Source organism: Anabaena sp. 54, assembly GCF_017355725.1.
Lineage (GTDB): Bacteria > Cyanobacteriota > Cyanobacteriia > Cyanobacteriales > Nostocaceae > Dolichospermum > Dolichospermum heterosporum.
In genome coordinates this window covers 14,426-29,393 of record NZ_JAAVWA010000013.1, presented here as the reverse complement: position 1 = coordinate 29,393, position 14,968 = coordinate 14,426, and the positions used below count along the sequence as shown (strand labels likewise).

Here is a 14,968-nt window from a genome sequence, read left to right as displayed (position 1 = left end):
GGGAAAAAGGAGAGCAAGAAGTCGGGGATCTGATCCACAATATTTTAAGAAACTAGCATTTCATCTAACTTACCTTGACGCTCTAAAGTATGGATATCGTCACAACCACCAATGTGAACATCATTAATAAAAATTTGTGGTAAAGAGCGTTTTCCATTAGCTCTTTGAGACATTTTATCTCTTGCTATTTCGTCTCCATCAATGTTGTATTCGATAAAATCAACACTTTTGCTTTTCAGTAGACTTTTAGCACGCATACAAAACGGGCAAGTTGTCCAAATGTAAATTTCTACTTTTGCAGCCATAATATTTTCAACAAAATGTAATACTTCTTAATTTTAGACCTAAGTTAATAGGTAATGGGTAATGGGTAATGGGTAATGGGTCAAACATTCTTCCCAATGACCAATGACCAATGACCAATGACCAATGACCAATGACCAATTACCTATTCCCAATTACCTATTCCCAATTACCTATTCCCACTCAATAGTTCCAGGTGGTTTGGAGGTAATGTCATAAACCACACGGTTAACACCTTTGACTTCATTCACGATGCGGGTAGAAATTGCTTCTAGCACATCGTAAGGAATCCGCGCCCAATCTGCCGTCATACCATCTTCGCTGGTGACAATCCGTAAAACAATGGGATAGGCATAGGTGCGTTTATCACCCATAACACCAACGCTGCGAATAGGTAATAGAACCGCGAAAGCTTGCCAAACCTCATTATATAAACCGCGTTGATTAATTTCTTGACGAACAATTAAATCAGCATCTCGCAAAATATTCAAGCGCTCGGAGGTAACTTCACCTAAAATGCGAATGGCTAAACCGGGTCCGGGGAATGGTTGACGTTGGACAATTTCTTCTGGTAAACCAATGGAACGCCCGACTTTGCGGACTTCATCTTTAAATAGTTTCCGCAGTGGTTCTACCAGTTTAAATCTCAAGTCTTTTGGTAAACCACCCACATTGTGATGACTTTTAATTTTCACTGCTACCCGTTCACCACTTTTTGGATCAACGTTGGTATCAGCAGATTCAATCACGTCTGGATAAAGTGTCCCTTGAGCTAAGTAGTCAAAATGCCCAAGATCCCTTGATGTCTCCTCAAAAACACTGATAAATTCATGTCCAATGCGGCGACGCTTTTCTTCGGGATCAGTTACTCCAGCAATAGCTGAGATAAATCGTTCCCGGGCATTAACATATTCTACAGGAATATGAAATTGTTCTTTAAATAACTTTACTAATCTTTCGGGTTCTAGTTTTCGCATAAAACCCTGATCAATAAATACACAGGTTAGCTGCTCACCAATGGCTTTATACAGAAGAAAAGCTAGAGTTGAAGAGTCTACACCGCCAGACAATGCTAATAATACCCGTTTGTCTCCTACCTTGGCGCGAATTTCCTGAATTGATTCTTCGACAAAAGCGGCTGTTGTCCAAGTTGGTTCACAGTCACAGATATGGTAAACAAAGTTGCGAATTAAGGCTATACCACCCTGAGAATGGACGACTTCGGGGTGAAATTGCACACCATAGAGTTTTTTGTCATGGTGAGCGATCGCTGCACAAGGAGTATTATCAGTATGTGCCAGTAACTCAAAGCCAGGAGGCATATTTGTGACTGAATCTCCATGACTCATCCACATGGTTGCACCCTCTTCGACATTAGTTAATAAGTCTGTGGGGTCATCTATGTATAGAGATGCTTTACCATATTCACCCCGTTCGGCTTGGATAACTTCCCCACCCAGTTGATTAACCATGAGTTGCATACCATAGCAAACACCGAGAACGGGTATTCCCAATTTCCAAATTTCTGGGTCACAATGGGGAGCGTAGTCGCTATATACGGAATTTGGTCCACCGGAAAGGATGATACCTTTGGGGTTGATTTCGCGTAACTGTTCGGCTGCGGTGCGATAGGAAATAACTTCTGAATATACTTGAGTTTCGCGGATACGACGCGCAATTAATTCAGAATATTGAGAGCCAAAGTCTAAAATTACAATTATTTGACCTTTAAGTTTCCCCAAATTTTCTGGTGTTTGAGGTATTTTTTCGGTTGGTAGAGTCACCGCTGTATTCATGCTATGGAGGTTGTGTTGTTAATGATAAGAAGTCTGGACTGTGATTTTTATGATTTTTGTGATTAATGGTGATAACAAATTAATGAATCATCTAAACAAATTAATTATACAAATCATAGTTAAAAATATTTATTTGTGGTACTTACGATAATTCCTATTAATTTAGCACAATTTTTCCAGTAATATCCAACCAGTTTTACTTTTTACGAGAATTTGGCGATCGCGGTCAAAAAGTACAGAACCACAAGCTATCATGGTTTTACCTTGTTCATTATGGCTATTCATATATTCTTGAGTACGGATATCAATGCTTTCTGCAATGGAACTATAAACCTGATTTACCCAATTACTACCACTATTACTATCGAGAATTCTCAGATGCTTTAATGCTGCTTCTGCTGTAGGACTCTGAAAAATGGTTTGAATATCGGAAGATCCTAATCCTAGCATAGCAGAATGGGCAGTTAAAATTTCCCGGCGACCATCAGCTAAATGATGATGAGTGTGAAAGATTCCCCCCGCTAGTTTCATCAATTTACCGTGATAACCAAATAATAAAATTTCTTTTACACCTAAAACATCAGCAGCGACTAACATTGGACCTAACCAATTCGCAGTTTTTACCATTTGTGCGGGGTTGATACCGAGTTTTTGAGCTAAATCTAGGCCATTTTCCCCAATACAAAAGACCAAAGTGGGAAATTGACTGGCTTTTTCGGCTAAATCAGCACGAAAAGCTGTTAATTGATCTGGTGTACTTAAAGGTTGAGAAATCCCTGTTGTTCCTAATAAAGACAGTCCTTCCACTACTCCAAACGCGGAATTAGAAGTACGGACTGCAAGCGATCGCCCTTCTGGTAAAATAATTGTTACCTTGATTTTTTCCGTCGGTTTTAATAATCGCTGTAAATTTTCCTGGAATAACTTTTGGGCATAACCATAAATTGCGGCTTTCCCCTCACCATTGAGTTGCTTCCCAATCCCCTCTCCACCCTGAATAATTACCGCTGCTCCATCTCCCTCGTACCATGCCACCATCGCCCAAATCGGTGTATTCTTTGTTAAATCTAGGTTATCACCTGGATCACTGCGAGTCATAGCCAAAGCCTGATTTTCTGATATTCCTGCGACTTGTTCAATGGGTATTTCGGCAATTTCAGCAGGTGTAATCAAATCTACAGAAGTCGCAGTCAGGGGTTGATGATAGCGTAACCAATGCAAAGCCGCAACAGCAGCAGCACAAGCAAAAACGGGCAAAGTGTATCCAGAACGCGACATAGTGATAATTAAAAATTATTCATGATTAATTATCTCACACCCCAATTTCCAATAACAAAATTTGCATATCTTCCCAAGAAATATCTTGTTGAAGATAACGGGGTGAATCAGGATTATAGGGACTTGCTATTCTGTCAATTGCGATAATTGTAGCTGTATCTGGTAACACTGGGACATCTGGATCATAAGCTGTTGGGCGCATTAAAGAACTAGAAAAGCCTTTAAACACAGCAATTTGATCAGGTTCGTCATCAATTTTGACAGTGACGATGAGAACTTCTTGGGATTTTTTGACTGTATATTGTTCCAGTCTTTTACCAACAGAGTTATTCATTAATTCAGCAGTCGGAACTACGATTTTTGTGATGAATTTGATTTGGATGATTTATTGATCAGGAAAACAAGTCGGAACTATGATTTGTGTGATTAATTTTATTTAGATAATTAATCCGAATAATCACAGTTCAGAATTTTTTCTAACTTTTCAATTGCTTAATGTGTAGCGGAACGTCCATGTTTACCCAGTTTAACAGCGACAAAATAACTTAAATAAATTACGTAAATTGCTAAAGTCACTATCCCCAAAAACCCTAGAAAAGCAGGTTTGCTATTGTGGTGAAAATAGTCTTTAAAGATTAATGGTGCTTCTAACCAGACACTACAGTAAGGAGTTTTAATCGCAGTTCCTGAAAAAGCACAACCTAGGAAGGGTAAAAGGGCTATTGCTCCTAAACTACAATAAACTGTTGTCGCCCAACGCCAAGAAGTAAAAATTAGTTTTAATGGACTATGGGGATAATAGTCAATTTCATCATTGATATCTACCCAAAACCATAGCGCAATTGGGATCAGAATCCGCGCCATTAAAGCAGAGATGAAACTAACTCCAAAGCTACCAATCATTAAGTACATACTAACAATTAATAAACTAGCCACTCGCCAGTAAATCATTAATAAGCGTTGCATTCCTTCAGCTTTTTGCACAAATGCCCAAATTGAAAGAATTAAAGGAATAATCAGCGTAAATAATAACGCTAGTCTATAATCCATCCAAACATAAGGGCGAAACCATACTTGTGTCATAAAGTCAATAACAAAAATAGAAAATTTGTGAATAGATATTTGATAGCGTTAGCTATTCTAGAAAAATTCAGTTTGGGGACTTTTCTCAAAAGCGAAAAACGGGGAGTTTATTCCCCGTCTAGTTCAAATCCATTAATTAATGGAGGTTTAAACCATTGATATTCCAGTAAATTGTTACTTATTGAAAAAAGCACGACTGCTGATTCTAATCTTCGTACAGACGGCACTCATCTGCTTCTGGATTAGCATCACAATATTGTTCCAAAGCGTTTTTAGGCTTGATTTGACGCTGGTGAGAAGCTTCCGCTTGTAATTCTTCTACAGCATCCCAAGCAGCAGCACATTCAGCGGAGTTGCTACCTGAGATATCACATACAGTGCGGGCTTGTTCAAGTTCTTCTTGGATTTTTTCTTGAATGTCCCCAGTAGCTTGTGTTTGGGTATTAGTCATGATTATTTCTCCTTATGTTTTGTTTATACTAGTATAGAAAGAATTTGAAAATTGTAGTTTTCTGTCTCTGAGATCACTAGTTTTACACTTTTGGTGATAATTCCAATGGCTAATATCTTGCAAATAGGCTCTTGGCTCATTCAGCGAGATATGTCCAGAGTATTATCCCATGAATATCATAAGCTGTTATACCTATAACTTAACAGATTTTCATTTTGAATACAGACTTGAAATATCGCTTATAATCATCTGATAGTTTAGCACAAACCAATATATTCGCTTATAAGCTTAAATTTTTATTGATATGAATTTAATTATAACTTTACTTCATGTATAAGTTTATTGTCGGTGTAGTAATTTTTAACTTACCTTTGGGGGTTAAAGTCCCCTGCTTCTACAAGCAGCGGGTTTTGCGTCGGGGTAAAATCCCCGTTACAAAACGTAATTCTAAATTCTAAATTCTAAATTCTGCATTCTTTTAATTAAGCTTAGAGATTAAAATTTAATTTCCCAGATATCATTTTATAATTTAACTAAAGTTGATCTCATCCTCACGAGGTTATTATGACAGCTATCACCGTCAACTTAAACCCTATTATCCAATTAAGTGATCAGCAATTTTATCAACTCTGTCGAGAAAATCCTGAAGTCAAATTTGAACGCAATGCCAAAGGAGAAATATTGATTATGTCACCAACAGGAGGAGGAACAGGAAAACGTAATGTGGAAATTGCCGCAGATTTTGTGTTTTGGAATCGTAAATATAAACTAGGGGTTTGTTTCGACTCTTCCACCTGTTTTAAACTTCCCAATGGTGCAAATCGTTCTCCTGATGTTGCTTGGATTAAAAAAGAAAGATGGGATACACTCACACCAGCAGAACAAGAAAAGTTTTCCCCAATTGCCCCAGATTTTGTTTTAGAATTAATGTCACCTAGTGATAGTTTGCAGGAAACGCGAGCAAAAATGCAGGAATATATCAATAATGGAGTTAAATTAGGTTGGTTAATTAATCGAAAAATGCGCCAAGTGGAAATTTATCGTCTTGGTAAACCAGTAGAGATATTAGAATTTCCCCAAGAATTATTAGGTGAAGATATTTTGCCAGAATTTATTTTAAATATGGAAATCATTTGGGGATAGGTTGTTGAAATTCAACAACCGGATCATCTTGGTAAGTCATGGTAATATAATGCTATTATTTACCTGTACTCACAATTCCTGACCATTGTACCTTTTTCTCCCGTTCTCGACGATAAGAAAAGAAATGTTCTGGAGTTTGGAAAGTACAATAGGGAGCGATCGCTACTTGTTCTACACTAAATCCTAATTGTTCCAATTGTAAAGCATTTACCTGGCGCACGTCTAAACGCACCTTTCCCGGTTCTGGATCTCTCAGCAAAGGTGAATTAGGTAAATTGTGCAAAGCAGAAATAACTCTTTCTGGTTGACCATCTGGTACAACGGTACTGCCAATTTCCGCAGCCACTTCCACAGAGACTTGGTAAACTTCCCCAGCAATAGCTGGACCCATTGCTACTCGCAAGTCTATTAAATTACTACCATGCGATCGCATTCTTGCAATAGCTTCAGGCACAATTTTCGCCGCTGTACCCCGCCAACCAGCGTGTAAAGCCGCCACCTGTCCAGTTTTGACATCGCCAATCAACACAGGTGTACAATCAGCAGAAGCCACCCACACAGCTTGTAAAGGTTTATGACTAATTAAACCATCTGCCAACGCCAAATCATCATCACTGGCATTGACATGATCATCAACTTCCTGGGGAGTTAAAACAGTATTGCCATGTACCTGTTTCAAGCGATAAGCTAAAGCATCGGGTTGTAGAACCGGAGTTAGCTCATGAGGTAAGCGTGGCCAAAACTGTTGGGTAAAGAAACCATGAGACCAGGGTTCTAGAAGATTACAAGTTAAGTAAGGTAGACCTTCCCAATTGTGCCATTGCCAAGTGTGCATCTTTAACCAAACCTCAATAGACAATTAATAACCTTCAATCAATGCTACAGCAGAAGTCAGGAGTTCAGGAGGTAGGGGCGCAGGGCCTGCGCCCATTCAGGAGTTCAGGAGTATGGCTAACGCCACGCTGCGCTATCAGGAGTTCAGGAGTATGGCTAACGCCACGCTGCGCTATCAGGAGTTCAGGAGAATGAAATTTCTCCCCTACTTCCCCTACTCCCCCTACTCCCCTACTCCCCTACTCCCCCTACTCCCTACTCCCTACTGCCTACTCCCTGCCTTCATAACGACAGGATATTTTTTTATTTGGAAGTCTCTTAAAACAATGGTGAACTGTGGTGGAATTTAATCAGCAACTTTTGATAGATAGCTTAAAAGCAGAATATAAGCATCAAGATTTACCATTCTCTCTACATATTTTTAACACTTTATCCTCCACAAATCAAACCCTGTGGCAACTAATTGACCAAGGAGAAAAACCCGGCTCTGTAGTTATTGCCACCCAGCAAACCGCCGGCAGAGGGCAATGGGGTCGGGAATGGCAGTCTCATAAGGGTGGTTTATATCTTTCAATGGCAATAGCTCCTAATTTGCCAGCTACCAGCAGTTATCAACTTACCTTGGCTAGTGCTTGGGGAATTACAGCACAATTAAGAAAATGTGGTATACCTGTGGGCATAAAATGGCCAAATGATTTAGTATTAGATGGTCGCAAGTTAGGCGGCATTTTAACTGAAACCAAAGTCAATCAAGGACAAATCACTCAAGCTATCATTGGTGTGGGGATTAATTGGGCAAATCAAGTTCCAGAAACTGGAATTAATCTGCAATTATGGCAAAATTCCCAGAATTGTCAGATAGTTGATCACCTAGAAATCCTCACCTCACAGGTTTTAATAGGAATTAAGTCCGGTATAGAGTGTCTACAGACAGAAGGAATAAACATACTTTTGTCTCACTACCTTGATTTACTTACAAATATGGGTGATCAGGTTTATGTCAATAATTTTTTAGGTAAAGTAGTTGGCGTGACTCAAGAAGGTAATCTGCGTTTAAAAATGACAACTGATGATGCAAAAGCAGCTTTAACACCAGAAATTTCTGTCCAACCGGGTACAATTAGCTTGGGTTATCGTCAAACTTATTAAGGCTAGTAATGGGTCATTGGTCATTGGTGAGTAATTTTCTGTTTTAATCCTGTAAATCCTTTAATCTTGGACATCCTAATTCGGGCAAGGTATGAGGATTGGATCTTGTCTGTTGTTCGTTTGTAACTTCTTCTTGACCACTGACCACTGACGAATGACGAATATTGATTATTTAACCTTTATTACACACAACAAAAGAGAAAAAATGACGCAGCACCATAAATCTGCCCATAAAAACTTTTACTACGGCGGTACAAGTAAACGCTTTGCTTCTAGATTGCCAGCACAAGGTATCTGTTTATTAAGTAGCTTCAGTCTTCTTAGTGGCGGGTTTGTAACTGCTCAGTCTGACACTTCCTCAATAGACAATATTGTTCCTACTATTGAGAATTCTCAACCAACAGCAGTCACAAATCCAGTTCAGAAAGAAGCTGGTGTTTCTGAAATAGCGAAGCCACAACCAGATTTTTCTGTCCGCCGAGTTAATCTAAAAAAGAGGCTAAATAGCAAAGGTGTTGCCAAGGGAGAAGATACTCAACCTACTGCTAGTGTGAGAATTTCTAAACCCAAGGGAGAAGATACTCAACCTACTGCTAGTGTGAGAATTTCTAAATCTAAGGGAGAAGATACTCAACCTACTGCTAGTGTGAGAATTTCTAAATCTAAGGGAGAAAATACTCAACCTACTGCTAGTGTGAGTGAAGTTGATTCTGTAATTAAAAAACTGCCAGAACTCCCTCAACAAGCTAATAATTCTCAAGACACTGCTAAGGATACAGAGAATAAATCCAAGGATTACAACAACGCTTATATTGACACGAATGAGTATAAAAATGTAGGTGAAAGTAACTATGCACCGCCTAGTTCTGTAGTAGTAACAGAACGTTCTAGCGGTTGTGGGGCGACGGTGTCTACCACTTGCGCTAAATCTACACAAACTCCTGCTGTGGCTAAGTCTCAAGAATCATCACCGACTTGGCTGAAGAAAAGTGAAGTGGCGAAAGTAGTGACTGCCTCTAGGCAGAAACAAGTAGGCTGGAAAACTATAACTGCCAACAGTAATCAAAGTGAGAATGTGACTGAGGCTGTGGCTAGTAGTGTTAGCAAAATCAGTCAGCCTCAAAATCAAAATAATTGGCGGATTTCCAGAAGTAATACCAGCAGTCATACAAAGGCTGCCTATCATGCTAATAACTTTATTCCTAGTCCTAGGGAATTTAGCACGACCAAGGTTAGTTCTACCCCTATTGCTCCCCAGGTAGGTAGTTTACCTGCGCCAATGATAGAGGGTAATGTTGCTCCTCGTCCTAGTATGGTGTCTTATGACTTCTCTTTGGCATCAGTTTTGCCGGCAGTTCCTTATACTAATACACTGGCTTATCGTGGTGCTGGTGGCGGTTCGGGAATAGTTTTCCCGCTGTCGGTGGCTGCACCAATTACATCTCTATTTGGCTGGCGTGTTCATCCTATCACGGGCGATCGCCGTTTTCACGCTGGGACAGATTTAGGTGCGCCCACAGGAACACCAATTTTAGCCGCGGCTAAGGGTCAAGTAGAATCAGCTAACTGGTTAGGTGGTTATGGTTTAGCTGTAGTAATTAATCACGGTTCTGCTCAACAAAGTCTCTACGGGCATATGTCAGAAATCTTTGTTCAACCTGGACAATGGGTAGAACCAGGAACTGTGATTGGTCGAGTTGGTAGCACTGGCAATTCTACAGGACCCCACTTACACTTTGAAGTCCGTCACCTCACCCAAAATGGATGGGTGGCTGTTGACCCAGGCGTGCAATTACAAGGTGGTCTCAGCCAATTGGCAGAAGCTACAGCAGGGGTGAAAACAGCCCAGGCTCGGTAATTAGGCGGGAGTGGGGGAGTGGGGGAGTAGGGGAGTAGGGGGAGTAGGGGGAGTAGGGGAGTAGGGGGAGTTGGGGGAGTTGGGGGAGTTGGGGGAGTTGGGGGAGTTGGGGGAGTAGGGGGAGTAGGGGGAGTAGGGGAGTAGGGGAGTAGGGGGAGTAGGGGGAGTAGGGGGAGTTGGGGAGAAATTTCTTCCTTCTTTCTCCTGAACTCCTGATAGCGCAGCGTGGCGTTAGCCATACTCCTGAACTCCTGAACTCGAACTCCTGAACTCGAACTCCTGATAGCGCAGCGTGGCGTTAGCCATACTCCTGAACTCCTGATAGCGCAGCGTGGCGTTAGCCATACTCCTGAACTCCTGAATGGGCGCAGGCCCTGCGCCCCTACTTCCTGACTTCTACAAATATCCGTTTTCTGCTAGGAATGCGGTTGTAATTTCCTCTTGTTGATGGTGATTATTTCCAGGGGTTAGGAATTTTTCTACGTATTTACCCAGGATGTCTCCTTCTAAATTTACCCAACTCCCTGCTACTAAATGACTGAGATTGGTTTCGCTGTAGGTCAGGGGAATGACGGCGACTGTAAATTGAGATGATTCTGATTTGTATGCAGCGATGGTGAGGCTGATACCATTGATAGCAATGCTACCTTTAGGAACTATATAACGAGCGATCGCTTCTGGGGCAATAAAGGTCATTTCCCAAGAACTAGCTGTTTGTTCAGATGTGATTAACTGACCAATTCCATCTACATGACCCATGACAAAATGACCGCCGACTTTACCACCTACCCGCAGGGACGTTTCTAAGTTGACGGATCTTTGTTGCGTTTCTTCTTTACCCAATGTAGTGCGGCGGAGGGTTTCCGGCGAAGCGGTGGCAATAAACCCATCTTTTAAGATTTCTTCAACTGTTAGACACACGCCATCTACCGCTACACTATCACCATAGGCTAAGTCCTGAATGATCATCTTTGACTGATTTAGATAACTAATCTGCCACAAATCTCCCATTACGGGTTTTATCGTTCCCAAACCTTGAATTAATCCTGTAAACACAGCTTTTCCAAAACTAATTTTATTTATTCCCTAATTTTGGCGGAAATTAACTAATAATTCTGGGAAAAAATGTAAAGCTTTCCCATTTTAATTTCTTTCCCAATTCCGGTAAATGAATATTAACATATTAACATCAATCCCCAGGCATACTTGAATCGGAGGATTAAAGAAGGATAAAATATGAAGGATAAATAAATTAGTTGTTAAGATGGTGTGAAATTAGTTTATTTATACCTAATTGTTAGTACACCACAGTAACAGTCAAATAACCATTAAAAATTCCTAAAAAGCTGGTTTAGGCTGCTTTTTTTAATTTTTAATTCTTAATTTTTAATTTGATGAAGAGTGTATTATCTGTTACAAATTTCCAGGCGATTAAGGAACTTTAGAGGCTGAACCAATGATAGAAATGAAAGTCGCTGGTATAGCATTAGATGCAATCACCCGCAGCCCAATTGTACTTTTGAAGGATGGTTCAGATCGTCGCGCTTTGCCTATTTATATAGGTCAAGAACAGGCCAGAGCAATTATGGGGGCAATGGAAAATCAAAAGCCGCCTCGACCTTTAACCCACGATTTGATTGTGAATATGCTGGAAACATGGAATATGACTTTGGATAAAGTTATTATTCATACCTTGCAAAAAGATACTTTTTATGCGGCGTTGATTCTTCAGCAAGGCGATGTCAAAAAAGAAATTGATGCTCGTCCGAGTGATGCGATCGCTATAGCTCTCCGTACAAATACTCCTATCTGGGTTATGGAAGAAGTAGTAGCTGATGCTTCTATTCCCGTAGATCGTGATGCTGATGAGGCTGAACAGGAAGCTTTCCGTGAATTTATTTCTAATCTCCGTCCTGAAGATCTAATCAAGCGGTTTGGGAATGGTGACTAACTAAGGTTAGGAGTCAGGAGGAATCTTGACTCAACTTGATTCAGAATTTTGTTGGGTTTCCTTGGGTCAACCCAACCTACATTTTTTTAACAACATGGAGTTAAATATCATACAAACACAAATTATAAAATATTCCCTCAGATAGATTTTTTAATCATAATTGTTTTCTATCATGATTTGGGTTTTTGTGCTGATGGTGAAATTAAAAATTTCTCCAACAGGAAGTAATCGAAGTAATATTAAAAACATAAAATAACATTGCGGTCAACTTATTGAAAATTTATGGTAGTGGTGATGGGGATTCTGTGGGCGAGTTATCGACAGTGGTTAATGCGGGTAAGAACTAATTATGGTTATGGTGGTGTGATAGCTGTGTGTTTGTTATTGCCAGCACTAATTGTCCTTTTTGTGGTGAGTTGGTTAATACTTAATGGTGAATTAGCGAAGTTATATAATTATGCTTTTGCTATTTCCCTTCTTGAGTTTGTTGTAATTATAGTTTTTATTATTTTAATTTGGCAAAGTGCGATAGTAATTGAGCGCCTCAGTTGTAAAAATCGTCGTGCTGAAGAGGCATTGAAAATTAAGGATGAGAATCTGCAAACTTTTGTCAATGCTAACATTATTGGTATTGTTTCTGGTGATATTTATGGTGGCATCCACCAGGCAAACGACGAATTTTTGAGAATTACTGGTTATACAAGGGAAGATTTACTCGCTGGTAATTTAGATTGGCGGCATCTGACAGCACCGGAATTTTTATATTTAAATGAACAAGCGATCGCTGAATCTCATTCTAGTGCAGATGGTGGTTGTACACCATATCAAAAGGAATATATTCGCAAAGATGGTAGTCGTATTCCTGTGTTAGTTGGTTTTGCCCTCAAGGGGGAAAAACGGGAGAGGTCAACAGCTTTTATCCTGGATTTAAGTGAACGGGAAGCCGCACTCAAGGAACTTCAGAAAAGTAAGAAAAAAATTCTCAACCTTAACCAAAAATTACGGCGACGAGTCAATGAGTTACAAACTTTGTTCGATATGATTCCGATTGGTATTGGCATAGCGAAAAATCGAGAATGCCAAACTATTACAATGAATCCAGCTTTTGCCAAGTCACTGAGGATGCAGTCTGGTGAAAATGCGTCCTTGACTGGACCTATAGCAGAAAGACCGACAAAATTTAAACTTTTCCATGAGGGTAAAGAACTGACTGCAAAAGAACTACCCATGCAATATTGTGCGGCTCATGGTGTGGAAATTTCAGATTTTGAGGTTGATGTTGTCCATGATGATGGCACAATTGTGAATTTGCTGGAATATGTCGCTCCGTTATTTGATGAAGATGGGAAACCGAGAGGATGTATCGGGGCATTTTTGGATATTACGGAGCGGAAACAAGCAGAAAAAGATCGCACTAATTTGATCACTTCTTTACAAACACAAACTGAGCAGTTACAGAAAGCTAACCAGATGAAGGATGAGTTTCTGGCGGTTTTGTCCCATGAATTGCGATCGCCTCTCAATGCTATAGTCGGTTGGTCTCATTTGCTCAGAACTCGCAAATTTACAGAAGATCAGGTAGCCCAAGGACTAGAAACCATTGAACGCAATGCGAAAATCCAAAATCAGTTAATTGATGATTTGTTGGATATATCCCGCATCATTAGAGGTAAGTTAAAGTTTAATCCTCGAAATTGCAATTTAGTTCCTATTATTAATTCAGCTATAGAAACTGTCTCCCTTGCAGCCCAAGCAAAGGAAATTAATTTGCACTTTGATCCCCATGATGGAGAATTGCCAGATTCAACCTCTGCTGTGATGGTATCCGGTGATAGCGATCGCTTGCAACAGGTAATCTGGAATTTGTTAACCAATGCCATCAAGTTCACACCTCAAGGCGGTAACGTCGAAATTAGGCTGAATAAAGTGGCTATTAGCACCGCAAATTTGTCAAATGATCATGATCAACCCAGAAAATATGCTCAAATTCAAGTAATTGACAATGGAATTGGCATTACTGCTGATTTTCTGCCCCATGTCTTTGATCGTTTTCGTCAAGCTGATAGTTCCAGCACTAGATCCTATAGTGGACTGGGATTAGGATTATCACTTGTGCGCCATTTAACAGAAATGCATGGTGGTACTGTTCATGTAGAAAGTTTAGGGGAAAACAAAGGATCAACATTTACAGTCAAACTGCCACTGATGGAAGAAAGTTACAGTACACAGGCGCAAAAGTATCGGCAAAAAGCAGCAAAATCCGACTCGATTTTTTTAGCTTCTCCCACATCTTTACCCATACTAAACGGCGTAAAAGTATTAGTTGTAGATGACGAAGTTGATAGCCGTGAATTTATTGCTACAGTTCTACAAGAATGCCAAGCGGAAGTTACAGCAGTATCATCAGCCCAAGAAGCTTTGGAAATGCTTACCCTGTGGACACCGGATGTTTTGATTAGTGATATTGGGATGCCAGGGGAAAATGGTTATTCATTAATTCGTAAAGTGCGATCTTTATCCCCTAAAAAGGGCAGAGATATTCCCGCAGCCGCATTGACAGCTTATGCTAGGGTAGAGGACAGGATGCAAGCCATACAAGCAGGATTTCAATTACATTTGCCCAAACCCATTGAACCAGTGGAATTAGCTACAGTTGTCGCCAGTCTGGTTAGACGCAATCTTCTGCATCCTGATTCATAGCCATAAACCAGAAACTTTATGTTTAACTGAACCAGATTGAGATATAATTCATAAGAATACCCGGTAAGTGGGAAACTCAGTGGCTTTAGCCCTGAGAGGGAAACGGCACGAGCGGTTTTAACCGCCTTGAATATTTTTTCATTACCGCCTTAGAGTTAAGAAATTCGGGGTACTTTTGTGGTGTACTTTCAACGGGACAATTACCGATTCAAAATTCCCAACTCTGTACGCATAATGTTTTGCACGCGATGTGCCTCCCATTTCTGGGGTAATGTTAGCTTCGACCAGTTATAAGAGCTTTTTAGACTTGCAACACTGTTTCAGTGACCTTAAAACTGTTTAATTGCAAATGACAGAGCGGGGAACTAGCAACGCATTCCGAGGTGTCGTGACTCAAATAACGGCTACCACGAGAGTAAACT

The 14,968-nt window shown here is 40.2% G+C and carries 13 protein-coding genes; 5 read left to right on the top strand and 8 right to left on the bottom strand.

All coding sequences use genetic code 11. The features are described from left to right. Positions 1–44: 44 nt before the first annotated feature. The 6 genes from grxC to HEQ36_RS13705 form a co-directional block, all read right to left on the bottom strand. Positions 45–305, bottom strand: a complete 261-nt coding sequence (gene grxC, locus HEQ36_RS13730; RefSeq protein ID WP_039204789.1) for a glutaredoxin 3 — start codon at positions 303–305, stop codon at positions 45–47. 171 nt (positions 306–476) lie between these two features. After that, the gene (gene guaA / locus HEQ36_RS13725) at positions 477–2,099 is read right to left on the bottom strand and encodes a glutamine-hydrolyzing GMP synthase (RefSeq protein WP_168636008.1); all 1,623 of its coding nucleotides are present in this window, start codon (positions 2,097–2,099) and stop codon (positions 477–479) included. A gap of 162 nt (positions 2,100–2,261) precedes the next feature. Further along, positions 2,262–3,377: a cobalt-precorrin-5B (C(1))-methyltransferase CbiD gene (gene cbiD, locus HEQ36_RS13720; protein WP_168636007.1), complete on the bottom strand. Its 1,116-nt coding sequence runs from the start codon at positions 3,375–3,377 to the stop codon at positions 2,262–2,264. 34 nt (positions 3,378–3,411) lie between these two features. Continuing rightward, entirely contained in the window at positions 3,412–3,711 is a 300-nt protein-coding gene (locus HEQ36_RS13715) for a hypothetical protein (RefSeq protein ID WP_168636006.1), read from the bottom strand. A 158-nt stretch (positions 3,712–3,869) separates the two neighbouring features. After that, complete coding sequence (locus tag HEQ36_RS13710; RefSeq protein ID WP_148765232.1) at positions 3,870–4,460, bottom strand: DUF3177 family protein; 591 nt, start codon at positions 4,458–4,460, stop codon at positions 3,870–3,872. A gap of 205 nt (positions 4,461–4,665) precedes the next feature. Further along, positions 4,666–4,911: a Calvin cycle protein CP12 gene (locus HEQ36_RS13705; RefSeq protein ID WP_015081465.1), complete on the bottom strand. Its 246-nt coding sequence runs from the start codon at positions 4,909–4,911 to the stop codon at positions 4,666–4,668. A 564-nt stretch (positions 4,912–5,475) separates the two neighbouring features. On the opposite strand from HEQ36_RS13705, the gene HEQ36_RS13700 reads away from it, so the two are divergent. Beyond that, positions 5,476–6,054, top strand: coding sequence for a Uma2 family endonuclease (locus HEQ36_RS13700; RefSeq protein WP_015081463.1), 579 nt, complete (start codon positions 5,476–5,478; stop codon positions 6,052–6,054). Between the two features lie 55 nt (positions 6,055–6,109). Here the strand turns inward: HEQ36_RS13700 and pgeF are convergent, their stop codons facing one another. Beyond that, the gene (pgeF, locus tag HEQ36_RS13695) at positions 6,110–6,889 is read right to left on the bottom strand and encodes a peptidoglycan editing factor PgeF (protein ID WP_168636005.1); all 780 of its coding nucleotides are present in this window, start codon (positions 6,887–6,889) and stop codon (positions 6,110–6,112) included. A 338-nt stretch (positions 6,890–7,227) separates the two neighbouring features. Here pgeF and HEQ36_RS13690 point away from each other — a divergent pair, with 338 nt between their 5' ends. Both HEQ36_RS13690 and HEQ36_RS13685 read left to right on the top strand, forming a co-directional pair. Beyond that, positions 7,228–8,037: a biotin--[acetyl-CoA-carboxylase] ligase gene (locus HEQ36_RS13690; protein WP_168636004.1), complete on the top strand. Its 810-nt coding sequence runs from the start codon at positions 7,228–7,230 to the stop codon at positions 8,035–8,037. A gap of 205 nt (positions 8,038–8,242) precedes the next feature. Further along, a complete protein-coding gene (locus HEQ36_RS13685; protein ID WP_168636003.1) occupies positions 8,243–9,895 on the top strand; it encodes a M23 family metallopeptidase in 1,653 nt (550 codons plus the stop codon). 396 nt (positions 9,896–10,291) lie between these two features. On the opposite strand, the gene HEQ36_RS13680 is transcribed toward HEQ36_RS13685, so the two are convergent. After that, positions 10,292–10,951, bottom strand: coding sequence for a riboflavin synthase (locus HEQ36_RS13680; RefSeq protein WP_168636002.1), 660 nt, complete (start codon positions 10,949–10,951; stop codon positions 10,292–10,294). Between the two features lie 400 nt (positions 10,952–11,351). On the opposite strand from HEQ36_RS13680, the gene HEQ36_RS13675 reads away from it, so the two are divergent. Continuing rightward, entirely contained in the window at positions 11,352–11,846 is a 495-nt protein-coding gene (locus HEQ36_RS13675) for a bifunctional nuclease family protein (RefSeq protein ID WP_053540609.1), read from the top strand. A 282-nt stretch (positions 11,847–12,128) separates the two neighbouring features. Further along, positions 12,129–14,546, top strand: coding sequence for an ATP-binding protein (locus HEQ36_RS13670; protein WP_168636001.1), 2,418 nt, complete (start codon positions 12,129–12,131; stop codon positions 14,544–14,546). The last annotated feature ends 422 nt before the right edge of the window (positions 14,547–14,968 follow it).